Origin of the sequence: Ktedonobacter robiniae (genome assembly GCF_016587375.1) — a bacterium.
Lineage (GTDB): Bacteria > Chloroflexota > Ktedonobacteria > Ktedonobacterales > Ktedonobacteraceae > Ktedonobacter > Ktedonobacter robiniae.
This window is the reverse complement of sequence record NZ_BNJG01000003.1, coordinates 1,156,692-1,179,867: the sequence shown is the minus strand read 5'-3', so window position 1 is coordinate 1,179,867 and position 23,176 is coordinate 1,156,692. Positions and strand designations below refer to the sequence as shown.

The 23,176-nt window shown below is 54.2% G+C and carries 19 protein-coding genes; 7 read left to right on the top strand and 12 right to left on the bottom strand.

Annotated features, from left to right (window positions below; all coding sequences use genetic code 11):
* The first annotated feature begins 7 nt into the window (after positions 1-7).
* Positions 8-1,333 carry a sulfatase family protein gene (locus JMJ04_RS37705; protein ID WP_201375506.1) on the top strand — a complete coding sequence of 442 codons (1,326 nt, stop codon included), beginning with the start codon at positions 8-10 and terminating at the stop codon, positions 1,331-1,333.
* Positions 1,334-1,599: 266 nt separating this feature from the next.
* On the opposite strand, the gene JMJ04_RS37700 is transcribed toward JMJ04_RS37705, so the two are convergent.
* The 3 genes from JMJ04_RS37700 to JMJ04_RS37690 all read right to left on the bottom strand — a co-directional run bounded on the left by JMJ04_RS37700 (position 1,600) and on the right by JMJ04_RS37690 (position 5,046).
* Positions 1,600-1,899, bottom strand: a complete 300-nt coding sequence (locus tag JMJ04_RS37700; protein ID WP_201375505.1) for a GlsB/YeaQ/YmgE family stress response membrane protein — start codon at positions 1,897-1,899, stop codon at positions 1,600-1,602.
* 259 nt (positions 1,900-2,158) lie between these two features.
* A complete protein-coding gene (locus tag JMJ04_RS37695; protein ID WP_201375504.1) occupies positions 2,159-2,905 on the bottom strand; it encodes a GntR family transcriptional regulator in 747 nt (248 codons plus the stop codon).
* A 32-nt stretch (positions 2,906-2,937) separates the two neighbouring features.
* Entirely contained in the window at positions 2,938-5,046 is a 2,109-nt protein-coding gene (locus JMJ04_RS37690; protein ID WP_201375503.1) for an ATP-binding protein, read from the bottom strand.
* A 372-nt stretch (positions 5,047-5,418) separates the two neighbouring features.
* Between JMJ04_RS37690 and JMJ04_RS37685 the strand changes: the two genes are divergently transcribed.
* Positions 5,419-6,318, top strand: coding sequence for a class I SAM-dependent methyltransferase (locus JMJ04_RS37685; RefSeq protein WP_201375502.1), 900 nt, complete (start codon positions 5,419-5,421; stop codon positions 6,316-6,318).
* 35 nt (positions 6,319-6,353) lie between these two features.
* Here JMJ04_RS37685 and JMJ04_RS37680 read toward each other — a convergent pair whose 3' ends face one another.
* The 6 genes from JMJ04_RS37680 to JMJ04_RS37655 all read right to left on the bottom strand — a co-directional run bounded on the left by JMJ04_RS37680 (position 6,354) and on the right by JMJ04_RS37655 (position 12,993).
* Positions 6,354-7,628 carry a phenylacetate--CoA ligase family protein gene (locus JMJ04_RS37680; RefSeq protein WP_201375501.1) on the bottom strand — a complete coding sequence of 425 codons (1,275 nt, stop codon included), beginning with the start codon at positions 7,626-7,628 and terminating at the stop codon, positions 6,354-6,356.
* A 64-nt stretch (positions 7,629-7,692) separates the two neighbouring features.
* Positions 7,693-8,679: an FAD binding domain-containing protein gene (locus tag JMJ04_RS37675; RefSeq protein WP_201375500.1), complete on the bottom strand. Its 987-nt coding sequence runs from the start codon at positions 8,677-8,679 to the stop codon at positions 7,693-7,695.
* Positions 8,679-9,260 (bottom strand): molybdopterin cofactor-binding domain-containing protein, encoded by a 582-nt coding sequence (locus tag JMJ04_RS48260; RefSeq protein ID WP_268887419.1) that lies wholly within the window; start codon positions 9,258-9,260, stop codon positions 8,679-8,681. Before JMJ04_RS48260 ends, JMJ04_RS37675 begins: the two co-directional genes overlap by 1 nt.
* Entirely contained in the window at positions 9,245-11,197 is a 1,953-nt protein-coding gene (locus JMJ04_RS37665) for a xanthine dehydrogenase family protein molybdopterin-binding subunit (protein WP_201375499.1), read from the bottom strand. Before JMJ04_RS37665 ends, JMJ04_RS48260 begins: the two co-directional genes overlap by 16 nt.
* Positions 11,194-11,727: a (2Fe-2S)-binding protein gene (locus JMJ04_RS37660; RefSeq protein ID WP_201375498.1), complete on the bottom strand. Its 534-nt coding sequence runs from the start codon at positions 11,725-11,727 to the stop codon at positions 11,194-11,196. The genes JMJ04_RS37665 and JMJ04_RS37660 overlap by 4 nt, the downstream gene beginning before the upstream one ends.
* A 213-nt stretch (positions 11,728-11,940) precedes the next feature.
* A complete protein-coding gene (locus tag JMJ04_RS37655) occupies positions 11,941-12,993 on the bottom strand; it encodes a LacI family DNA-binding transcriptional regulator (protein WP_201375497.1) in 1,053 nt (350 codons plus the stop codon).
* 289 nt (positions 12,994-13,282) lie between these two features.
* Here JMJ04_RS37655 and JMJ04_RS37650 point away from each other — a divergent pair, with 289 nt between their 5' ends.
* Genes JMJ04_RS37650 through JMJ04_RS37640 form a run of 3 tightly spaced genes read left to right on the top strand, consistent with a single transcriptional unit; the run spans position 13,283 to position 16,492 of the window.
* The gene (locus JMJ04_RS37650; protein WP_201375496.1) at positions 13,283-14,443 is read left to right on the top strand and encodes a Gfo/Idh/MocA family protein; all 1,161 of its coding nucleotides are present in this window, start codon (positions 13,283-13,285) and stop codon (positions 14,441-14,443) included.
* Positions 14,444-14,461: 18 nt separating this feature from the next.
* The gene (locus tag JMJ04_RS37645; RefSeq protein WP_201375495.1) at positions 14,462-15,625 is read left to right on the top strand and encodes a dihydrodipicolinate synthase family protein; all 1,164 of its coding nucleotides are present in this window, start codon (positions 14,462-14,464) and stop codon (positions 15,623-15,625) included.
* Between the two features lie 12 nt (positions 15,626-15,637).
* On the top strand, positions 15,638-16,492 hold the full coding sequence (locus JMJ04_RS37640; protein ID WP_201375494.1) for a sugar phosphate isomerase/epimerase family protein: 855 nt from the start codon (positions 15,638-15,640) through the stop codon (positions 16,490-16,492).
* Between the two features lie 113 nt (positions 16,493-16,605).
* Here the strand turns inward: JMJ04_RS37640 and JMJ04_RS37635 are convergent, their stop codons facing one another.
* The 3 genes from JMJ04_RS37635 to JMJ04_RS37625 all read right to left on the bottom strand — a co-directional run bounded on the left by JMJ04_RS37635 (position 16,606) and on the right by JMJ04_RS37625 (position 19,397).
* Positions 16,606-17,043, bottom strand: a complete 438-nt coding sequence (locus tag JMJ04_RS37635) for a DUF4383 domain-containing protein (RefSeq protein WP_201375493.1) — start codon at positions 17,041-17,043, stop codon at positions 16,606-16,608.
* Positions 17,044-17,268: 225 nt separating this feature from the next.
* Positions 17,269-18,036, bottom strand: coding sequence for a PKD domain-containing protein (locus tag JMJ04_RS37630; protein WP_201375492.1), 768 nt, complete (start codon positions 18,034-18,036; stop codon positions 17,269-17,271).
* Positions 18,036-19,397, bottom strand: coding sequence for a hypothetical protein (locus tag JMJ04_RS37625; protein WP_201375491.1), 1,362 nt, complete (start codon positions 19,395-19,397; stop codon positions 18,036-18,038). The genes JMJ04_RS37630 and JMJ04_RS37625 overlap by 1 nt, the downstream gene beginning before the upstream one ends.
* A gap of 1,829 nt (positions 19,398-21,226) precedes the next feature.
* Between JMJ04_RS37625 and JMJ04_RS37620 the strand changes: the two genes are divergently transcribed.
* Positions 21,227-21,379, top strand: a complete 153-nt coding sequence (locus JMJ04_RS37620) for a hypothetical protein (protein ID WP_201375490.1) — start codon at positions 21,227-21,229, stop codon at positions 21,377-21,379.
* A 299-nt stretch (positions 21,380-21,678) separates the two neighbouring features.
* Positions 21,679-22,917: an NAD(P)/FAD-dependent oxidoreductase gene (locus tag JMJ04_RS37615; RefSeq protein WP_201375489.1), complete on the top strand. Its 1,239-nt coding sequence runs from the start codon at positions 21,679-21,681 to the stop codon at positions 22,915-22,917.
* The last annotated feature ends 259 nt before the right edge of the window (positions 22,918-23,176 follow it).

The following is a 23,176-nucleotide window of genomic DNA, read 5'->3' as shown; positions in this document are numbered from 1 at the left end:
CAAAATTATGGAGCAAGCACGACCCAATATTTTGCAGCCTAATATTTTGTATATTCATTCGCATGATACAGGTCGCTATATTCAACCGTATGGGCATGCTCTGCTCACGCCACACCTGCAACGCCTGGCGGAGCAGGGGGTGCTGTTTCGCCAGGCCTTCTCTGCCTCTTCTACCTGCTCTCCCAGTCGCGCCGCTCTGCTTACCGGGCAGAGTCCTCATTCGGCGGGTATGCTAGGCCTGGCTCATCGCGGCTTCTCACTCTATGATTATCAACAACACCTGGCGAACGCTTTGCGCGCGGCGGGCTACTCCTCGCTGTTGCTTGGTATGCAGCATGAGGCGCGCGATCCTACTCTGCTTGGCTATGATGAGATAGTAGAGGTCGCCAGTGCAGATACGAAAGATGTTGTTCCCAGAGCGGTTCAACTCTTGAAGAGTGGCCTGCCTCAACCCTGTTTTCTTTCCATTGGTTTTTCGGAGACGCATCGCCCCTTTCACGAGCCGCTCTCTACCCAGGATGAAAAGTATATCTTGCCACCCGTGCCACTGCCTGATACGCCTGAAGTCAGGCGCGACATGGCGGCCTTTAAGGCCAGTGTGCAAAAGCTTGATGAAGCCATTGGCGCGGTCTTGGCGGCGTTGGAGGAGAGTGGTCTGGCGGAGCATACGCTGGTAATCTGTACTACCGATCACGGCCTCGCTTTTCCCAGGATGAAGTGTAACCTGACTGATCATGGTATCGGGGTGATGCTCTTGATGCGCGGCCCAGGTGGATTTCGTGGCGGGAAGGTCTGTGATGCCCTGGTCTCGCATATCGATATCTATCCAACGCTCTGCGAGTTGCTACATGTGCCCAGGCCTGAGTGGGTGCAGGGGTGCTCCCTCTTGCCCTTGATACGCGAGGAGCGTGAGCAGATTAACGAGGCCATCTTCGCCGAGGTGAACTATCACGCCGCCTACGAGCCACAGCGGGCCGTACGTACGCAGCGTTGGAAGTATATCCGCTACTTCGATACGCACCATCGCAGGCCAATCCTGGCCAATTGCGATGATGGTCCCACCAAGGATCTCCTGATGCGTTCTGGCTGGGGGGAGGCGACCAGGCGCGATGAAGAGCTCTATGACCTGCTCTTTGACCCAAATGAAGCCTGTAACCGCATCGATGACCCTGAGTTATCCACAATTGCCGATGCCATGCGCCAGCGTTTAATGCAATGGATGCAGGCCACACACGATCCCTTACTGCATGGAGCTATCCCTTTGCCCACAGGCGCACTAGCCAACAGTCCTGACCAAACCTCACCCGAGGAGCCTGCACAGCTTATTGAATAGACAAAAACGTGAATTCAACTCCTGACTTTATCAGGTATCTGAATTTTCAGCCTCAAGAGCATGCTCATCAGGCACTACGCGCCCTCCATAAAGGGTTATAGGGTGTGGTGGAAAAATGCCTCAGGCATTTTTCCACCACACCCTATAACCCTGCGAGCCACGTAGTGGCGAGAAGTCTTCAGCAGTAACAGACAGAGAGAAGGAGCAGCCTCGCGAGGCTGCTCCTTCTCTCTGTCTATTTTTTCTCGTGGATTGACGAGGCGCTATTAGTAGCGGCGAGCCGTACCACGGGAGACGAGGCGCAAGAGAGCGATTAACACACAAGCGCCAATGAAGGCGATGATAATCGTGCCGATGAAACCGCTCGAACCCATACCCACCAGGCTGGCCAGGAAGCCACCGATGAAGGCGCCAATCAGACCGACGACGATGTCACCGACGATACCGTAGCCGCCACCACGCATCACTACGCTGGCCAGGAAACCGGCGATCAAGCCGACGAGCAGCCACCATACAATGCTGGTAAGGTCAAGGGCCGCAAGTACGAGAGTAGCCTGTGTAAACATAACTCTAGATCCTCCATTTCCTTGCTCTGAAAAAGTGACTTAATTGATACCTTTTATGAAAAACCATTGCTGTATCATTTACATTTACTAGTACGGGCTAGCGATAGAAAAAGTTTCAGCATCATAACCGATTATAGAGGAATTTATTATACTCTAAAGCGGCGTTAAGCTTTTTAAGAAATAAATTATAAACACAATTTATGAGGTGGCTAGCTTCGCCAGTGCCCCATAAATTGTGTTTATAATTTATTTCTACCTTCTAGCGTGTAAGTTGTTCGCGTTGCAGGTGGGTGTAGAAGGTATATTTGTGGCCACAGTACATGGAGGTTGCGTACTCAAGAGGCTGCTTGCGCTCGGTATAGGTGGTGCGGCGTGTGTAGAGGACGGGGCTACCCACGGCGATTTTTAAGACTTTGGCCTCCTCTGGCCCCACCAGGCCCGCCTCAAGCTCTTGATCGGCCTCCATGGGGGGCTGACCATATTTTGTTTCTAGCAAGTAGTAGAGCGAGTGCTGATTGAGGTCCTCTTCAAGCAGCCGTTCGCAGCCCATAAAGTGAATAAATGAGGTCTCCAGGGCCAGTGGATCGCCATCAGCCAGGCGCAGACGGTGCAGGCGAAAGACCTTGTCGCCTAGTTTAATATGCAGGCGTTCAGCCACTGTTTCGTCAACAGGCCACATCTTCGCCGAGAGGACGTGAGCGCTGGGACGTTGTCCGCGCGCGTGCATGTCCTCGCTAAAGCCGGTTAGCTGCGTCAGGTGCTGCGTAATGCGGTGGTGGCTCACAAAGGTGCCGCGCCCCTGCTCACGGTAAAAGAGTCCTTCATTGACCAATTCAGTGATGGCCTGGCGCGCTGTCATGCGACTGATACCGTATTGTTCGCTTAGTTCGCGTTCCGAGGGAATGAGGTTCCCTGGCTGCCACTCACCGTTGCGGATCTTTTCGCGCATAATCTCTTTTAACTGATAATAGCGCGGTAAAGGACTATTTCTAGAAATAATACTCATGCAAACATCTTCCCAATGTAAGAACACCACTGTTAAGGTGTGGTTTGGAGCGTTACGATTGGGAGGGCACAATAGAACGTTGACCCTTTGCCCTCCTTGCTTTCAACCCAGATGCGCCCACCGTGCCTGGAAATTACCTCTTTGACCAGGTAGAGGCCAATACCGAAGCCGCTCTGGCTCTGATCAACGTTGCGCGCTCGATAGAAGCGCTTGAAGATCAGCGGGATTTCATCGTTGGCGATGCCAATGCCCTGGTCCCTAACCCAGAAAACAACTTCCTGATCTCCCTCTTGCTCTCTATTGTAACGCAAACCAACCTCAATTTCACTGCCTGGCGCGCTATATTTTATCGCGTTGCCAATAAGATTATTGAGCGCCTGGATTAAACGCTCTTCATCCACCAGGGCCAGCAGGCGGTCGCTGGCCCTGAGACCACGCAGTATGAAGTGAAGCTGGTGCTGGCGAGCTGCTACCTGCTGACCCTGAAACACATTGGTGATAATGGGTAGCAGGTCATATGCCTGGCGTTGAAGGGTGAAGCGAGATTGCTCAATCCGCGAGATATCGAGCATCTCTTCGATCAAGTGGGTAAGATGTTGGCTCTGTTCCGAGATGCTGCTCAAGGCATATTTCGTTGTGCCATCAAAGATGGGCTCTTGTTGGGCCTTCATCTGGAGGATCTCCGCAAAGCCCTGAATGACCGTGATTGGTGTGCGTAGCTCATGATTGGCGATAGAGAAGAACTCATTTTTATGCTGTTCGAAGGTCTTCTGGGTTGTGACGTCCTGCAGGACGACGACCGCGCCCTTCATAATACCATCTTCTGTGTAGAAGGGCGCGCAGGAAGCAAGTGTAATCAGACGACTTCCTCCTGCATGCACAACGATAGCCTCTTTGCCTTTAATGGTTTCGCCACAGAGTGCCCGCACCACGATAACCGTCCAGGGCGTGAGCATTTGCCCACCCACGCGCATATCCTCGTTCTTCATTTGCCGTCGATAATGGTGCAATGGCTGATTAATAACATCCTGTGACTCTAAACCGAGGATGTTAGCGGCGGCCTCATTCGCGTAACTGATGGTCGCGTTGGCTGCCTCAACAATCAGGATGCCTTCAGGGAGCTGATCCAAAACGGCCTGGAGATAGGATTGTTCGCGTTCTACAGAGGTATGGATGCGCGCATGTGCCATAGCCGAGGCGATATACGCGCTGCATCCGCGTAAGATGCGGATCTCAGGTCCGGCGGGATCGATGGGGGTCTGGAAGAGTACACAGAGCGCCCCCTCAAAGCGATTGCTATGCCAGAGGGGCAGGTAGGCATAGCCCAGTATCCCGGCGGTCACGAATGGGTTTCTGGCGGGCACACGCTCCTGAGCGGCGGCCAGTTGGAGATCAGTAATGAGTACAGGTTCGCGCTGCTGGAGAATTGAGGAAGTAAGGGGGAGATCCTGGCTCTCGAAGGGCAGGTAGTCAACGTCTAGCAGGTGATGCTTGGCCTGGGCGTCTTGGTGCGAGGACAGACAACGTAGCGCGCGGTGCGTGGTGTCGCTGACAAAGAGGCTGGCCTTGAGGGGACGGATATGATGTGCAATCGCATGAATAGCCGTCTGAGCCACGGTTTCGATTTCGAGGGAGTTGCGCAGGCTGCGCGCAATGTGTTCGATGACTGCCACCGCCTGGTGCTCTATTTCGGCTAAATCGCTCTTTGTGCTGAGAGTCGCATCAGCTTTCTGGCGTGCCAGGACTTGCTCAGTTACTTCCGTAATGCTCTGAATAATGTGCGTGATATTCTGCTGATCATCAAAGACCGGTTGGAGAGTCCAACTCCAATAAGAAACGCCTTCGCCGCTGTGGAAACAAAACTCAGGGTTCTGATAGGCCTGGCCGCTGGCTTTGACCTGCTGAAAGATGGCGAGAAGCTGCGCGCTCTGGGGATGATATACCCAATCGGTAACAGTCTGATCGGGCCGGAGCTTATGCTCCGGTTGAGTCGCAAAGTGGGTATCAAAAAAGCCCAGGAAGCGCGAATTGGCCTCAAGCAAACGAAAATCGGCGGCATCATAAATAGCCATACCTACTGGAGTATGCTCTAACATTGTCTCCGCATAGTGATATGGTCTGGTATTAATAAGGGAACTCATAAGCGCACCTGCTTAAAATTGCTGCGGCAACTGCTCAGGACTTCTCGCCACTACGTGGCTCGCAGGGTTATGGGATGTGGAAAAAAAGCCGAAGGCCTTTTTTCCACATCCCATAACCCTGCGCAGCGTCGCAGACGCTGCAATGTCTCTTGGAGAGAGGATCTGAGTAGCTACTTTCTGCGTTCTACTTCAGGACTTTTTTTAAACATATATGTATAACGGATGAGAGGCAACTGAATACACAATTGTTGTAATCTAAACCGTAATTAGGACATGTGTCAAGAGGTTAAGCTATATTGCGGTACTAAAGTCAGCATATTATAATTGTTTTGGAGAGAGGTTATTTTTGATACTTTAAGGAAGTAGGACTCTATGTCGGAGCAATGGGAAGCTATTAAAGCGAAGAGAGAAGAACAGGTTGGTGAGAGCACATATTTTATAGATGCCGATAATTTCGGCGAGGTCGCGCGCCTGTGTAAACAGCATCGCCTGTTGGCGAATGGCATGGGAGGTGCCCTGCCAGAGATAAGCGACTTTTCCTATATTCAAGATGTGCTTGATATTGCGTGTGGTGCCGGAGGATGGGTCGTTGATATCGCGCTTGAGCACCCGACTGTCCAGGTGACGGGCGTTGATATCAACCCGGGAATGCTCGAATATGCGCGCTCACAGGCTCAGGAAGAGGATGTACAGAATTTGCACTTGCACCTCATGGACGCAACCGGGCCTTTGGATTTTTCCGACAATACATTCGACCTTGTCAATGCGAGGCTGCTCTCTAGTTTTATGCCAACGAGCAAATGGCCCACCTTTTTGCGGGAATGTGCGCGTATCACGCGACCGGGCGGAGCTATTCGCGTCGTAGAAGCGGAGGCGCCGCTCACCAATAGTGCCGCCTGTGAACAGTTGAACGCGTTGATTGCCCAGAGCATGAAGGTTGGGGGACTTGGTTTCTCACCTGATGGGCGCCACGTTGGTCTGATACCAGTGATGAAGCGCCTGTTGCAGGACGCAGGTTGTCACAATGTGCGCCTCTTTAGCTATGCCATTGATTGTTCGGCAAGCAGCCTTGAGCGTGTGAGAGCCTATCAGAATGGGCAGACGGTCTATAAACTGGTACAGCCATACCTGCTCCAGTTGGGACTGGCGACGCAGCAAGAGCTAGACCGCCTCTATCACCTGGCGCTGGAAGACATGAATTCGCCGGACTTCTGCGCCCTCTGGACCTTCGTGACCGTGCTTGGTGAAGTTCCCGATCCAAATAAGGCTTGATCTAAGGGAGAAAGGGGTAGCCTTCTCTCCCTAAATCATGCACGAGGTCGTTGATCGATGACACGCCGGGCCTTTAGTTCAAAGCGCGGCAGCGTCTGCGGCTCAACGGCCTCTATAGGGATGCGCAGGCTGAAAGCAAGCCGTAGGTTCTCCTGAAGGCGAGGAACAAGCTCTATGGGGCACTCGACTTTGAGGGTAATTTCATCCATCCTGCCATCACGAGTAACGAGCACCTGGTACTCCGCAATCTCAGAGAAGCGATGCAGTACATCTGCCAGGGCCGAGGGATATAGATTGACCCCGCGTACGATAAGCATATCATCCACGCGTCCGAGAATGCCTCCCTTCAGCAGGAGAGCGCCTCGTCCACAGGCGCAGGCATAGCCTCCATGCTCAACCAGGTCGCCCGTGCGATAGCGCAAGGCGGGACTGCCCCAGCGCCCCAGGTTGGTCAGTACCAGCTCGCCCTTCTCGCCCTCCGCGACTGCTTGCCCAGAATGGGGCTGAAGGATCTCGGCGATAAACTCCTCTTCATTGACATGAATGCCGGTATGGGCGCTACAGGTGAAGCCATAGGCTCCCATTTCCGTCATACCTGCATGATCAAAGATCTCCGCGCCCCAGGCCTCCTCAATCCGTTTGCGCGTTGCGGGAATTGAGGCCCCGGGCTCGCCTGCGTGAATGGTCAGGCGGATGCGGCTCTTATGTAAAGGAATATGCTGCTCGCGAGCGATCTCGGCCAGGTGCAGAGCATAGCTTGGTGTGCAAACCAGGACGGTTGCGCCCACATCCTGAAGGACCTGCAATCGCTGTAGCGAGGTCATGCCGCCGCCAGGCACAGTCAATGTGCCTATGCGTTTAGCCCCCTCATAAGCCGACCAGAAGCCAATAAAAGGGCCAAAGCCAAAGGCCAGAAAGAGAATGTCCTCCTTCGTTACGCCTGCCGCCCTATATACAGTCTCCCAGCACTTTGCCCACCAGTCCCAGCTCTCCTGTGTATCAAGAATCTTCAATGGGTGGCCTGTAGTACCTGAGGTCTGGTGCAGGCGTATATAGGCCGATGGCGCATAAGTCAGATTGCTCCCAAAGGGGGGATATTCCTCTTGATCGGCCACCAACTCACGTTTGACAGTAAAAGGAAGCCGCGCCAGGTCGGCTATAGATTGAATACCATCAATATTAAGCCCGGCGGAGGCGAACTTGCGCTCATAGAAGCGGTTATGAGTGGAGATACGGCGTAGCCCTTCCTGGAGCCGTTGTAGTTGATGAGCAGCGATCTGTGCTCTCATAGCACCTTCTAGGTCCATCATGGTCCCGTCATCCTCTCTGAACATATGTGTTCATGCGGATAATTTCTACTCTACGTATTGATCGTTATTCAGTGAGAAACTGGCTGAGGGCGCGCCGGATGTAGACGGGCGTGACCTGTTTGCGGTAGTTGATGGTAAGATCGGCATTATCGAGTGGCTTGGCGAGCCTGGTGGCCTCTTGGGCGACATGTTCAATGAGATTGACGCTGAGGCGCTGACCATGTAGGAGCGCTGCGGCTTTCTCTGCTACAATCGGATACGAGGCGACTGCACCAAGTACTATGCGCGCCTCTTGTATGGTGCCATCGTGCTCTTGACGCAGAGCGATGGCTACACCCAGTAGGGGAAAATCGAACGAACCACGACGCCGTAGCTTGAGGTAGGTACTCTTCCAGCCCTCAGCAGGTGGAAGATAGATCTCGCGCAATATCTCATCAGGCTCGTGGGTATAGGGATGCATGCCATCGTCGCAATAAAGTTCCTGGATTGGTAACATGCGCTCTCCACGTGCGCTAACGAGTCGCGCCTGGGCCTTCAGGCTGAGCAGTACAGGTGCGGTATCGGCGGAGGAGATGGCCCAGCAGCGTGGACTGCCCGGCGCGACCAGACAGATCTCACCATCTTTCTTCATGCAATAGCCAATGGAGTGACGCCAGAACTCGCTCTGATTGTAGTAGTTGCAGCGTGTATCAAGCAGGATATTGCCGCCAAGCGTACCCATAGCGCGTAATTGAGGCGTCGAGACCGAGCTAGCCGCGCTGGCCAGGGAAGAGTAAGCACTCTGGATGTCGGACCGCTCGGAGAGCCTGGCGAGTGTCACGCCCGCGCCAATGTGCATCCCACCCTCGGGCGAGCCTGTGATATGGCTTAGCTCAGGAAGATTGCCGATGCCAATGAGGACTTGCGGGGTAAACTGGCGGCGTTTCATATTTGGGAAGAGGTCGGTACCGCCCGCGACCAGCATGGCCTGCTCGCCCTCCTCACTGAGCATATGCGCGGCCTCAGCAAGTGTGGAGGGTGCCAGGTAACGAAATGGGGGAAGGCGAAGCATCAGATATCTCTTCCTTTCATCAACGTAGCGCGCTGATTGCTCTTATAGCCATAACGTGATGCAGGCTCAATAACTTTTGCCTGCTCGTCGGGTTGCCATTGAATGAGGCGAGTGGGCCAGGGACTGGGGGCGGTAACAGGTTGTATCCTGCGTGCCTGGACGCGTTGACCAGAGAGGGCCTTGAGGGCCTGGAGGATCTTATCGGGAGTGATGGGCGTCTCATCAATGCGGACGCCTATGGCGTCGTAAACGGCGTTGGCTATGGCTGGAATCACGGGATTGAGCGGCCCCTGCCCCGCCTCCTTGGCTCCGAAGGGCCCCTCCGGGTCGGCCTCTTCGATAAGAATCGTCTCGATCTCGGGCGTATCCAGGGTTGTAGGAAGCTTATAGTCGAGCAGTGAAGGGATCTTATGGCGACCCTTGCGGAAGATTTGCTGTTCCATCACGGCCTCGCCATAGCCCATATATGCCCCGCCCTCGACCTGACCCGCCACAAGCAGGGGATTGATAGCCTGCCCAACATCATGGGCCAGCCAGAGCTTCTCAACGGTCAGCTCGCCAGTCTCTATGTCGACCGCCACCTGGGCTGCACAAGCCGAGTAGGAGTAGGCTGGTGATGGGCCGACGCCCGCGCCCTTATAATTGCCGTGAATGCCCTCGGGGGTGCGTATGTTCCAGCCGCGACCAGCGCGCCAAACTTCGTCTCGGCAAGTTGGACTGCCAAAGTGAAGGGTAGTGAGCGACCAGGATCAGCCTCGTCGTAGAGAGTGTTTTCTGCTGCGAGCAGGCGTTCAACTGGAACAGCCAGGCGTGTGGCGGCGACCTCAAAAAGCTGCTGTTTGAGCTTACGAGCGGCGCTGATGGCGGCGTTGCCTGCCATGAAGGTCACACGACTGGAGTAGGAACCCAAATCAACGGGAGTAAGTGTGGTGTCAGCGGTCTCTACGTGGATATGCTCTGGTGTGATGCCTAGTTCCTCGGCGACGATATAGGCCAGAATCGATGTCGAGCCCTGCCCGATATCCGTTGAGCCGCAGTAGATGGTCACGCCGCCGCCACGGTCCAGGCGAATCTGCACTGCGGAGTGCGGCATATCGTTCCAGTAAATAGGTTTACCTGCTCCACATATGTAGGAGGCGGCGGCGATGCCCAGGCCCCGGCGAAATGGACTCACCACAGACGGTTGATTTGGAGTATTCTGGCGCCTCTCATACCAGTGGGAGCGCTCGGTGACAGCGTCCAGGCACTTGTCCAGGGCGCAACTGGTTACACGTAGCCCATTGATGGTACGGGTGTAGGGCTGGATCAGATTGTGTTTGCGCAAAGAGAGAGGATCTATGTTGAGGTCACACGCCAGCTTGTCCAGGTGTATCTCCAGGGCGTAGCGCGGCTGGGTCGTGCCATGTCCGCGCTTGGGACCACAGGGAGGCTTATTGGTAAAGATACGCATGCCCTCGAATTTATAGCATGGCAACTTGTAGGTGACAGTCTGGAGCACACCAGTATAATAGGTAGTCGCGATGCCATAGGAGCCATAAGCCCCTCCATCCAGGAAGGAGCGGAAGTGCATAGCTGTTAGCGTACCATCCTGCTTTACGCCCGTCTTAATCCACATCTTAACGGGATGGCGTCCCCGGTGCAGCAGGAAGACCTCCTCACGTGTGCAAGTAATCTTTACGGGTCGTCCAGTGCGTCGTGAGAGTTCGGCGGCACAGATCTCGTGTGAAAAAGGATCAGACTTGCCACCAAAGCCGCCACCCACATTGGGGACGATCACACGCACATGCGATTGAGGCAGGCCCAGGACCTTGCTCAACTCGCGATGCACATAGTGAGGCGTTTGCGTTGAGCTCCAGAGGGTCAGCTTGCCGCCTATGGGGTCGCTGGGATTAGGTTCCCAGTTCGCCACGCAGGCGTGCTCCTCGATTGGCGCGTGTGTATTGCCCTCGTAGTAGAACCAGTCCTCGCGCATGTAGTCGGCCTCAGCGAAGCCTGCCTCCACATCTCCAAATTCGTAGGCGACGGCCTTGTGGATATTGCCGATGCGTGCCTCCTCATTGACCTTGACATCGGGTTGAGCCAGGGCTTCGTCGATGTTCATCAAGGCGGGCAGGACCTCGTACTCAACCTCGATCAGCTTCAGGGCCTGCTCAAGGGTCTCGGGATCGAGCGCAGCCACGGCGGCCACGGGATCGCCGACATAGCGTACTTTACCGCGCGCCAGGGCGTACTCGTCTTGGCTGGAGGGGAGGATACCGAACTTGCGTGGAAGGTCTGAGCCTGTGAGGATAGCAATCACGCCTGGAAGATCGAGGGCGCGGTGTGTATTAATGGCGAGAATATTGGCGTGGGGATGAGGGGAGCGCAGCAAGGCGCCATAGAGCATGCGTGGCAGCGAGATATCGTCTGCATACAGGGCGCGGCCAGTAACTTTTGGGTAGGCATCGACTTTAGGTCTGGACGTACCGATTATACTATAGGGGTGAGGCTGCCTGTTGTCCAATTGCTGTTCTTTCATTGTCGTTTGCCTCCTATCCCGTTCGACGATGAAGCTGGCGTGGCAGTCTCGTGCTTTTCTACCTCCCCTCGTTCAGCCACCTTTTCCAGAGCCTCATAGATCTTGGTATAGCCAGTACAACGGCAGAGATTACCTGCCAGGGCCTCCTTCATCTTTGTGGGGGTAGGTCGAGGGTTTTTTGCCAGCAGGGCCGCGCCCGCCAGGAGCATTCCGGGAGTGCAATAGCCACACTGGGCCGCGCCCAGTTCCGCAAAGGCCTCCTGTAGGGGGTGAATTCTACCAGAGCGTTCCAGACCCTCTATAGTTGTAATAGCACGGTCCTGCACTGCCAGAGGTAGCACCAGGCAGGAGAGGGCAGGTTCGCCATCCAGTAGGATGGTGCAGGCCCCACACTCGCCCAGTTCACAGCCGTGCTTAGTGCCAGTCAGCCCAAGATCCTCGCGCAACACTTCCATAAGGGTATGATGAGGCAGGACCGCGACTTCTCTCTCTTCGCCATTGATAGTGAGCGTAATGAGCGTTCGTTGCATAGCTAGTGCTCGCTCCTTTTGAAGCCCGTTATTCAAACTGAAGAATATTTTGTTAGTTCATAAGAACAAGTATATGTTCAGGGGTGAGCAGATGCAAGAGCTGTACCTTCTCGGCTCACAAGCTCGCCTATAAGTACATATGTGGTATGGAGGGCGTGCATTCGCACGCCCTCCATACCACATATGTACCTTCTGAGCACCGCAGGTGCACAGTTAGCCTGTGATGGGTGGTGAATAGGTCTGGGTTGTAGCGCGGGGGACGACCTGTACGGGTAGCAGTTCGGTGTCTGCGGTATCATCGTGTTGAAGCTGGGCCAGGAGTTTGCGCATGCCGCTTCGGCCTAAATCGCGCAGGCCAATATGGACCGTCGTGAGGGAGGGAACAACCACCTGGGCCATAGGGAGGTCGCCAAAACCACAGACGGAGATGTCTTCTGGCACGCGCCAGCCGAGGCTGTTAAGTCCTCGAAGAACGCCAAAGGCTGTCTCGTCGTTGGCGGCGAAAATCGCGCTGGGACGCTGAGGCTCAGGCAACTGTTCCAGGTTGCGCACCGCCTGCTCGCCTCCCTCGCGGTCAAAGCTTCCCGCCAGGATAAGCGTGTGATCAACATCCAGGCCTGCTTCAATGAGCGCGGCCATGTAGCCTTGTAGACGCATATTGGCCGCGATCAGGTTGGAGGGGCCGCCTATAAACGCGATTCGCCGGTGTCCCAGCTCCAATAGATAGCGTGTCATGGCGCGCGCTCCGCTAGCGTTATCAACCTGAATAGCGGGTACCTGAAGTGTATGTTGAGCCAGGGTTACTATTGCCGCCCCGCGCTCACGCATAGTTTGCACTATGGTATTGAGGCGCTCGGTATGGCCAGGTTCATTGAGGCCGCTTCCCGCGAAGACGACACCATCGGCGCGGTAGTCCTGGAGCATTTGGAGATAGTGTAGCTCGCGCTCACCCTTGCGCTCAGTATTGCAGACGATAGTGAGATAGCCGCAATCGTTCGCCACCTCTTCGACGCCGCGTGTGATCTCAGCGAAATAGGGATCGGCGTTATCGCCCACGAGGACCGCGATCAGGTTGCTGCGCTGAGCGCGCAGGCTACGTGCCAGAGAGTTGGGTGCATAATGTAACTCCTGGGCGGCCTGTAGCACCTTGCTGCGTGTCTCCTCGCTGACAGGATAGGAGGCGTTACTTAAAACACGACTGGCGCTGGCCACCGAGACCCCGGCGCGCCTGGCCACATCCACAATTGAGACTAACTGTTTCCCCATCGCTCTAACTCTCTACTCTCCCATTGCGCACATACGCAAGCTGTATTAGTAATGGATTACTATGCAAGTATTCCTGAGTCCCCCACTTTTGTCAAGATATTGACAAAAATACTCCAGGTTGTTTATAGTTAGTGGTAGTAAACGTTTACTGTAAAGTGAATTTGAAAGTAGTCATATCTTGGGGATAGGAGCTTATAAAGCCCTTCTATTTTATTCTGAATATGAGTGCGAGAGGATAACGTTTTCTCGATGACGAGATAGTGTGGCATAGCCGCGAAAGGAATGGACAATGGCAACGCGTAGAATTGGCATCATTATGAATGGCGTTACCGGGCGCATGGGCATGAATCAGCACTTGATCCGCTCGATTATCGCCATTCGTGAGCAGGGGGGCGTTAAGCTGCCTGATGGCGATGTATTAATGCCCGATCCTATTCTGGTTGGGCGCAATGCCCAAAAGATAGAGGCCCTGGCGCGAGCGTATGGTATCACGCGCTGGAGCACCGATCTGGAGAGCTGTTTGCGCAACCAGGAAGACGAGATTTACTTTGATGCCCAGACGACGAAGCAGCGTTATGAGAGCGTCAGTGCCGCCATTCGCGCCGGGAAACATATCTACTGCGAGAAACCGACCGCGACCGATACGCGCGAAGCCCTCGCGCTGGCAGTCCAGGCGCGCCAGGCGGGGATCAAACATGGCGTGGTGCAGGATAAGCTCTTTTTGCCGGGCCTCTTAAAGCTCAAACGTGTGATCGATAGTGGTTTCTTTGGGCGTATCCTCTCGGTGCGCGGCGAGTTTGGCTACTGGGTCTTTGAGGGCGATTGGCAGCCCGGGCAGCGACCATCCTGGAACTATCGCCAGGAGGATGGAGGTGGCATCATTGTAGACATGCTCTGTCACTGGCGCTATGTCCTGGCGAACCTCTTTGGTGAGGTTCAGGCCCTCTCTTGCCTGGGAGCTACACATATTCCTGAGCGCGTCGATGAGCAGGGCCAGCCCTATGCCAGCACCGCTGACGATGCCGCTTATGCCACATTTGAGCTAGCGGGCGGTATTATAGCTCACTTTAACTCATCCTGGTGCGTCCGTGTGTATCGCGATGAACTGCTTTCGATCCAGGTTGATGGCACCCATGGCAGCGCGGTAGCTGGCTTGCGTGAGTGCAAGGTGCAGAGCCGCGTGAACACGCCAAAGGCGGTCTGGAACCCCGACATTCCAAACCCCATTGATTTCTATGCCAACTGGCAGGACGTGCCAGATAATGCCATATTTGAGAATGCCTTCAAGGTCCAGTGGGAGATGTTTCTCAAGCATGTCGCCTGTGATACCCCCTTCCCATGGGATTTGCTGGCAGGTGCTCGAGGCGTGCAGGTAGCCGAATTGGGGCTACGCTCCTGGCAGGAGAGACGCTGGGTAGACGTTCCCGACCTGACTGCTGAACTGAGTTAGGTGAGGAGGGAAGCACACATGACCTATCAGATACATCTGCCACGCGTTAACCATACGCTGGAAACATACACCCTTTCAGAGGTCTCACCATATTCCCTGACAAGCGCGCCAGCACGCCAGCGCAAGGCCTACGCCGCTGTGCACGTGGTTGCCGACCCCTTCGCCGATAATACTCCTGGCGCGGGGGCGACATTGGATTGGGATGCGACCCTGGCCTATCGCCGCTATCTCTGGGGCCTGGGCTTCTCAGTCGCGGAAGCCATGGATACGGCGCAGCGCGGCATGGGCCTGGATTGGACGGTATCCCAGGAATTGATACGCCGTTCGCTGACTGAGGCACGGTCCTGTGGAGGCGAGATCGCCTGTGGCGCAGGTACAGATCACCTACTGTCCAGGCCAGGCCTGACCCTCGCCGATGTCATAGAGGCCTATCAGGAGCAGTGCGCCTTTATCGAAGGGCAGGGTGGGCGCATCATCTTGATGGCGAGTCGCGCCCTTGCCGCCTGTGCGCGTGCGCCAGAGGATTACGTCTACGTCTACGACACCATTCTCTCGCAGGTAAGCCAACCCGTTATTCTGCACTGGCTTGGCGAGATGTTTGATCCCGCTCTTGCCTCCTACTGGGGGTATGCTGAGCATGGCGCGGCTATGGAAGTCTGCCTCAACCTCATTCAGCGCCACGCTAGCAAGATTGATGGCATCAAGATCTCTCTCTTAAATGCTGAACGCGAAGTCGAGATGCGGCGTCGCCTGCCAGAGGGAGTGCGCATGTATACCGGCGACGACTTCAACTTTGCCCGCCTCATTCGTGGAGATGAACAGGGCTATAGTCACGCTCTGCTGGGGATCTTTGATGCCATTGCGCCCGCTGCCGCCGCCGCTTTTCAAGCATTAGACGCCCAGGAATGGGAGCGCTATGAAGCCATCCTGGCACCCACGGTGCCACTCTCGCGTCATATCTTCCAGGCTCCTACCTACTACTACAAAACCGGCGTCGTTTTTATGGCGTACCTGAATGGGCACCAGGAGCATTTTCGCCTGGTTGTAGGCCTGGAGAGCGCGCGCTCGCTTGTGCATCTGGCCGACCTGTTTATCCTGGCGGATAAGGCAGGCCTACTTATAGATCCTGCTATGGCCTGTGAACGCATGCGGCGTGTGCTGGCTGTGGCTGGCATGGCCTAGAGAGGAAGAAGCATGCACGACGACATATTTACAAATCTCTCAGATCCCTCAGATCTCTCGGATCTCTCGCGCTTGAGCCTGAATCAGATGACCACTAAGCCCTGGAGCGTACGCGAGGCCGTTGAGGGCTGCGTCTGCGCTGGTATCCCCTCGATTGGTCTCTGGCGCGACAAGGTGGCTGAGACGGGGCTACAGGAGAGCGCGCGCCTTGTACGTGATGCGGGTCTCAAGGTATCCAGTCTCTGCCGTGGGGGCTGGTTTTGTGCCGCGAGCGCGCGGGAGCGCCAGGAGCGCCTCGACGATAATCGGCGCGCCATAGAAGAGGCGGCAACCCTGGGGACAGAGACGCTGGTGTTGGTATGCGGCCCCGCCGCGGATCGGGATCTGCCCGCGGCGCGTGCCTATGTCGAAGAGTCGATAAGCATCTTACTGCCATATGCACAAGAGCACGGCGTAAAGCTAGGTATTGAGCCACTACATCCCATGTACGTGGGCGACCGCTCAGTGATCGTCAGCCTGGGCGAGGCAAATCGGCTTGTGCAGCGCCTGGCTCATCCAGGCATCGGCGTCATCATTGATGCCTATCATGTATGGTGGGACCCCGAACTGGAAGAACAGGTTGCCGCAGCGGGCGGGCATATCCTGGGCTTCCATGTCTGTGATTGGCTTGTACCCACGCCCGATATGTTGAATGGTCGGGGCATGATGGGCGATGGCGTCATCGACCTGCGCCGCCTGCGGCGCCTGGTGGAGACCGCAGGCTATAGCGGTCCCATTGAAGTGGAGATCTTCAATCAAGCGCTCTGGGAGCTACCAGGCATGGAGGTCCTACACTTGATGAGCGAGCGCTACAAGCAATGTGTCTAAGGTAGAGGGTATGCTGCGGGTTGACAGCCTACGGCTGTCAACCCGCAGCATACCCTCTACCTTAGACGAGCGCCGCAGGCGCGAGAAGGCATGCCAGCAAATTGCATATGGCGTCAGCTAGCGTCCTGTACCGAGGCTTCTGAGACTGTGGATGATGCCACGCCAGGTAGGCGTTCGGTGGCAAAGCCAATGGCCAGGGCGATAACGCCGAGTAAGAGATGGAGGATATGATCCTCCAGATTGGCATGCATAATGCCCAGCAGGCGACCATCGAAGTAGAGAACGGGATAGGCCAGGCCGAGAAGCCCTACCAGGAGATAGATCACGCCTATCGTACGGTTAAAGGTCCTAGACCATATGGGACCCATAATAGCCACGACCATAGCTACCACTCCGGTCAGGAAGTGCATCATATTGTGTACAACATCGACATCGAAGATGAGCATGTGTCCTGTTTGCATATCTGCGGAGTACGCAATACCAGTGGTGCCTACGATGAGGAATATAATCGCGATAGCCAGGGTGAAGTAGCGATTGACTGTCCAGGGCATATCCGCGCCTCCTTGTGTGGCAACTGAGCAGGAAGACCATAGAAGAGGTGTATAAATCTATTTTAGTATGTGTGAATGGATAAAGCAAGCGTGGATATCTAATTTTTCGCGCCTACGGCGTGCAGGGAGAAAGAGGTGTATGCATGGGAAATTGGGCATTGCCCAATTTCCCATGCATACACCTCTTTCTTGGATGCTTCATTATCAGGTTTGTGTAAAAGGGCGTTAAGAATCCTGAACCTGGATAGTCTGCGTGGCCGGGTCGCTTTTCTGGCCGAAAGTATCGGTGACCACGAGTTTTACTGTATAGGTTCCGCCTTTGCTATAACTGTGTGAATTTGAAGTACAGTTATAAGAGCTAGTATCGTCCTCGACGGTGCCATCGCCAAAGTCCCAGGTGCAACTAGCAATTGATGTACTCTCATCAATATTTGAGGTATCAACGCGGAAGTAAACATACGTGTAAAAGGTGTTATCTGTCGTAAAGGTAACGACCGGTTTGGGTGGATAGGTAGTGACAGACATTTTATCCTGGCTCGTATGTCCTAGCGGATCGGTCACGGTCACTGTGACGTTGTGTGAGCCTACGCTTGTAAAGACAAAGTTGACGTGCTGGCCCTCTTTATTTACGACATTTGTTCCACTGCTACTGGTGTTTGAGGTATCGCTGGTGTTCGCAGAGGGCGTATCGTCGAAGGCCCAGGTGTATTTCAAATCGCGTCCGGTACTCTGGGCACTAAATTGGATTTCGTCTTGCGTATGGTAGGTTTGTGCCGTCAATTGATTGATGTGCACGACTGGCTGGGGATATCCCAGTTCCAATCCTTGCTGGCCTGACCAGGAGAGCCAGATCAAGCCGGCAGCCAGGATCACAATGATCACCAGGATGGTGAGTACCAGCGCAATGCGTCGTCGTGTGCTCAATCCCGCTGGCAGTGGATAAAAGCTTGAATTTGTGGGTGTAAATGTAGGGATGGTGGTACCGGGCTGCATTATGCGTTCCCTCCCTGAATATTTGATTCTGTAAGCGGCTGTGATGCTTCAGCTGGCGGCGACGTCGGAGGTTGAGGTTGCGCTCCAGTTTGCCCCTGAAGTGATGCAAAGTAGGGCAATAGCGGGTCGTGAGCCAGGGCCGTTGCTGCCGAACTAACAAGCAAGATACCAGGCAGAGCGATCAACAAGAGCGCCATAGCATTGCGGAAATTCTCGCTCTGCTCGCGGGTAAGCACCTGGGCCTGTTGGACCAGCATCAATCCAACGAAGAGAGAGAGAATACCCAGCACAATTGCCACAATCAGTGCTGTATAGAGCAGTACATAGGCGCTACTCCGCTTCATCTGTCGAGGACGCCCCAGGAGCAGATCGAAGAAGATATAGAGTGGGGTAAAGAGGAGCGTGACCGGTTTAACCAGGAGGCCAAGCACCCTACTTATGACCGAGCGTAAGCTGCTATTCTGGTAGGCTCCACCGAGTGTTCCCAAGAGTACCCCGCTTACCAGGCCCCAGAGCAACACATCTCCTGCTTGTGTCCCAATAGAGATGGTGCCCGTACTGGCTATATTGGCTGTAGAGAACTGGGTTATGCTATTGGTATTAATCGCAGTAAAGAGCAGCAGCAAGGCGGTAAAGGGGAGCGCAATAAGTGCGCCCTGGATAGCGCCGGGTCCGACACCACGCACGCGTGAGATAGCCACACTTACTCGCCCGCCCAGGAAGAGTGCCACGATAGGTACCAGCAGCAGCACGAAGACCCACGGATGTGCCAGAACTCCCATGCCAAGCTGTTTCCATACCTGGTAGGAACCTGGCTCTGCATTAAAGTAGCTATCTTGTCCCTTAGCGTGCTGAACAACAAGAGGAATACCACAGGCATAGGCGAGAAGGCCAACGGCTCTTGCCAGTCCCTGCACAAAAATTGCCACGGCCTGGAGTGGCCCAGTATTTGGATCTGTAGGTGTGTTTGGATTCAGAATTACGTCGGGGATGGAGCTATTGAGGGCATAATGATTGATCTGTGAATACAAGCTATAGCCAAAGATCAAAGCCAGGGAGAGCCCTAGCAGGAGCGCGCTCAGGCCGCCGGTGATGATACCAGTTAGCTGGGGATGTTTCTGAGTATACAGATAGCTATGCAGGTGATGGCGCATCTGTCCCTGCCCCAGCTTGATTGTAGCGCCTACAAAGCCAAAGACTGCGCCCCACAGTAGACCATATAGGAGCAGAGTCGTACTATCGACGGAGAACGTGGAAGTACTCTGTTGTGTCGCAGAAGTACTGGTCGCCAATGGAATGTTTCCGTTGACCTGGGTTGCGAGCAGGAAGAGCAGGACGGTATAAGGAATAGCAATGGCCATGCCTCGTACCAGGGAAGCGCCACGTCTATTGCGGAAGTCTGTGCTGGCCGCGATATACCCCCCAATACCAGTAGTAGAGCCTGGAGTAGCAGGAGGCCATGGAAGGGCGAGGTCATCGTCTCAGTGTAGGTCGTAACCGTCCCGTTCGAACCCCCAGGAAAGGTATCTTGCAGAGTCGTCTGCGCGTTTTGGGAGATCAAGAATAATTCAGCGGTATCGCGGAAAGGACTCTGTAGTGGTAGAAACTGGAGCAGATTGCCAGCAGTAAACTCTCCACCATTTGATTTTTGAGTGTTGCCAGACGCATTATAGTACTGCCGGGAAATGTTTTCCGGTACAGCATTGCTTAACAGGCTGATAATGCAAAAAAAACAGAGCATGCCAAGCAGAGTCGAGACTAGCGCGCCCAGGATGATACCGAAAATGGCGTTGCTCGCTAGGTAGGGCTGGAAGAGACGAATATTAAACTTTTGTGCCCAGTTAGGTCGCTCTGGCAGCACGATAATCATGGGCTGTCGGGGCTGAGCTGGCGCTCCAGGCTGGGCTGAATAGGAGGACTGAGCATAGTGGGCGCCCGAAGTCGCCTGTGGAGGGAACGCAGGTTGAGCCTGGGGTACAGGAGGATAGGCACCCGAAAACCCGCCCGGCATTGTTGGCACGGATGGATGGAAGGGATAGGTGCCGCTTGTCAAAGGCTGGGATGAGGCAGGCGTAACCTGTGGAGAAGGTGTACTGATCGGCCCAGTTGCGTTGATTGCAGGCGCATCCTCAACAGGAGACTGAGCCTGGATGGTGGTTGCCTGTGCTGATTGGCTGGAAACCTTGTTTTCAGCTTCGCTGGCACCAGGTTGGGTATTGACGCGTACAGTCTTATCATCCTCTACATCCTCTTTCGAGGTACTCCCTGGTGTGGGTAATCGCGTTCCACAATAATTGCAGAATAATCCATCTGGTAGCGTTCCTTTGCCACATTGGGGACAAAACATAGCAATAATACCACCTTACATTCCTAATGTTTTTGCTTGTAGATACTATATTGAAAGCAATGTATTGAAGCGCCCTAATTATAACAGAGCTATTGGGGTCAATCAAGGAAAAAAGGTGTTTGCTGTATAAAGTGTGAAATAACTCACATATTTGTCTTTGTAAACAAGGCGAGCTGAACTGGTGGTATATCTACACGCAAAGCGAACCGAACTGGTGATATATCTACACGCAAAGCGAACCGAACTGGTGATATATCTACACGCAAAGCAAACTGAGTTGGTAGAGTATCGTGGCCGTCGCGTCAGCGACGGCCACGATACTCTACCAACTCGCGAAGCGCCACAGGCGCTGAGAAGTATCGTATAATCAATAAAAAAGCAAAGAGAGGAATAGCACCTATGTTACATAAAGTAGCATACAAGCCATTTTAGGCCCTGCTTGACCAAGAGTTGAGCAGGGCTTTTCCGCTTGCAGAAGCTGCAACGTTGCCTAAATGTGTTGAACTGTGTCTACCCCTGACTAAGCACATTACTGTCAAATTGACAGTCAGTGGTGAGTAGGTAGATACTGCTTCCATCCCCATTTGTGGCCTTTTCGCATCCCCAGAGGTTGAGCCTTATCCTGAGAAATTGATTTGCTTCCTCTTTTGGGATTTTGAGAGAAGGTCTCTTCAATCATGTGAAGTGGAATAAGACCAAACATTGCATGCCCTTCTTTATTACAGAAAGAGATCAATACCCCACTGGTGGAGTGTCTATCCTAATATATCCTGAACCTCTTGAAGTGTTACATCTATAACGTAAATTCCATGTTTTGTTAATCAAGGATACTATTACAAATATGTGTCTGATAAATATGCAACGTTTAAAAGTATACTTTTTAGTATTCTTATTCCCACTGCTCCTGACTGGACGCCACTGGTTTTCTTTAGCGTTGTGACCAATGACGCGCCCAATGGTTTCCCCTATGCCAGTACTCCCGGCTCCACTGATTAGCCAAGTGTCGGATCATTTAGCGAGTCTTGGCAATGTAAGATACCGTTGATAAACCACAAATTAGTCAGCGAGATCAACCTTTTTCAAGTGCGAGGAGTATCCTGCTTTGAAGATCAAGGGTGTGTATAGAAAAAAACTCTTCTCATCCTTGTTGGGGTCTTGGAAAGTGAAAAGAAGCATGTGAGGGAAGAAAAACAAAACAAAAGTGAAGCGTTATGGAGAGCAAGAGAAACGTTCTCTATGGTATACTTTCGCTGGGACCATGCTTTCGCTTGCCAAAACGAGAAAGGATTGCTTTCATGAATGACGTACCTCCTTCCTACTGGCAGCGCACTGCCCCAGCGTTTGCGCTTGCCTCTCCTCTCCCTTCTGCCGTCGAGGTTGCCGTCATTGGCGGAGGTCTTCTTGGAACGGCAACCTGCTATTGGCTGGCACGCGCAGGCTTGCGCGTTGTTTTATTGGAGCGTGAAGGGTTGGCATCTGGCGCGAGCGGACGTAATGGAGGTTTTGTCCGTATTGGGCCAGCTGGTTCGTATGTGGATGCCAAAGAACGCCTGGGCGAGGAGATTGTCCGACAGGTGATGAGGATTACCACTGAGAATCGGACATTGCTCCGGCAGGTGCTTTCGACGGAAGCAATTGCCTGTGCGTATCGGGAGCCAGGCTCTTTACGCCTTGCGCTTTCGGAGGAACAAGCGAGACAGTTTCGCCGGGAGATTGCCGAGCTTGTGGCCGATGGCTATGACGCGCTCTGGTTGGACCGGGGGCAAACGCAAGAACTGATCCAAACGCCCCTGGGAGAAGAGATCGTCGGCGCGCGTTTTCGTCCCGAGCAAGGGTTGGTCCATTCAGCCCTCCTGGTCCAGGGACTCGCGCAGGCTGCCATGCGGTATGGAGCTGCTTTGTATCGGGTGGAAGTGCTTCAGGTGGGGAGTGAAAAGGAGGGGCTTTTTGTCCAGACAGACCAGGGCACTCTCAAGGCTCACCAAGTTGTGCTGGCTGTCAATGCCTGGACCGGCAAGCTGCTCCCTGAATTGGCTCCGATCCTGGTGCCGGTCCTCGAACAAATGCTGGCCTATGCACCACTTCCGCCGCTTTTTACGGTTGGGATTGGGGTAGATGTGGTGGATGGGGAGTATCTCCAGCAGGCTCCAGATGGCTCGCTATTGGTTGGTGGTTGTGGTGTCCTTGCTCCAGATGCGGGGGTAGGCGTCTGGGAATCACGACCGCTCGCAGTTGTTCAGGAGGCACTGGAGCAGATTGTACCGCGTCTATTTCCCAGACTTTCATCCCAACTCAGCGTTGCTGCCCGCTGGGCGGGCCTGATGGGTTGTGTCAGCGATGCTCATCCGGTTGTGGATAGGGCTCCAGGACTCCCAGGCGTGATCTTTGTCGGAGGATTCTCCGGCCATGGCATGCCTTTTGGCTTGCGTTTGGGACAGTTGCTTGCAGAAAGTGTGACGAGCGGTGTTCTTGCAACAGAACTGTGGCCTTTTCGACTGAATCGCCCCTCGTTATTTCTCTGGCCTGGTTCGTGAAAGAGAGGAATAGTGAAGATCCTGAGTATGCTGGATAATGCTCTCCAAATAGCCATGCGTGAACGTTTTTGTCATGGTGCATGAGGCTCCGGGGAAAGGCACCTGTCCAAAATACTCGTCTCTCATGCTTTTTTCACCGGCCTGATCAATTGACATGCTCAGCTTCTGGAGGCTCCTCCAGGTCACCGCTCTGTTTGACCTATGGAGATGATAGCGCCTCGCCTTTCTCCTTTGTCCTTGAAAACCTTCCAGCGCGCGT

Coding starts and splice junctions, on each gene's coding strand:
- JMJ04_RS37705 (WP_201375506.1), top strand. CDS start 8: ATGGAGCAAGCACGACCCAATATTTTGCAGCCTAATATTTTGTATATT.
- JMJ04_RS37700 (WP_201375505.1), bottom strand. CDS start 1,899: ATGTTTACACAGGCTACTCTCGTACTTGCGGCCCTTGACCTTACCAGC.
- JMJ04_RS37695 (WP_201375504.1), bottom strand. CDS start 2,905: ATGAGTATTATTTCTAGAAATAGTCCTTTACCGCGCTATTATCAGTTA.
- JMJ04_RS37690 (WP_201375503.1), bottom strand. CDS start 5,046: ATGAGTTCCCTTATTAATACCAGACCATATCACTATGCGGAGACAATG.
- JMJ04_RS37685 (WP_201375502.1), top strand. CDS start 5,419: ATGTCGGAGCAATGGGAAGCTATTAAAGCGAAGAGAGAAGAACAGGTT.
- JMJ04_RS37680 (WP_201375501.1), bottom strand. CDS start 7,628: ATGATGGACCTAGAAGGTGCTATGAGAGCACAGATCGCTGCTCATCAA.
- JMJ04_RS37675 (WP_201375500.1), bottom strand. CDS start 8,679: ATGCTTCGCCTTCCCCCATTTCGTTACCTGGCACCCTCCACACTTGCT.
- JMJ04_RS37665 (WP_201375499.1), bottom strand. CDS start 11,197: ATGAAAGAACAGCAATTGGACAACAGGCAGCCTCACCCCTATAGTATA.
- JMJ04_RS37660 (WP_201375498.1), bottom strand. CDS start 11,727: ATGCAACGAACGCTCATTACGCTCACTATCAATGGCGAAGAGAGAGAA.
- JMJ04_RS37655 (WP_201375497.1), bottom strand. CDS start 12,993: ATGGGGAAACAGTTAGTCTCAATTGTGGATGTGGCCAGGCGCGCCGGG.
- JMJ04_RS37650 (WP_201375496.1), top strand. CDS start 13,283: ATGGCAACGCGTAGAATTGGCATCATTATGAATGGCGTTACCGGGCGC.
- JMJ04_RS37645 (WP_201375495.1), top strand. CDS start 14,462: ATGACCTATCAGATACATCTGCCACGCGTTAACCATACGCTGGAAACA.
- JMJ04_RS37640 (WP_201375494.1), top strand. CDS start 15,638: ATGCACGACGACATATTTACAAATCTCTCAGATCCCTCAGATCTCTCG.
- JMJ04_RS37635 (WP_201375493.1), bottom strand. CDS start 17,043: ATGCCCTGGACAGTCAATCGCTACTTCACCCTGGCTATCGCGATTATA.
- JMJ04_RS37630 (WP_201375492.1), bottom strand. CDS start 18,036: ATGCAGCCCGGTACCACCATCCCTACATTTACACCCACAAATTCAAGC.
- JMJ04_RS37625 (WP_201375491.1), bottom strand. CDS start 19,397: ATGGCCATTGCTATTCCTTATACCGTCCTGCTCTTCCTGCTCGCAACC.
- JMJ04_RS37615 (WP_201375489.1), top strand. CDS start 21,679: ATGAATGACGTACCTCCTTCCTACTGGCAGCGCACTGCCCCAGCGTTT.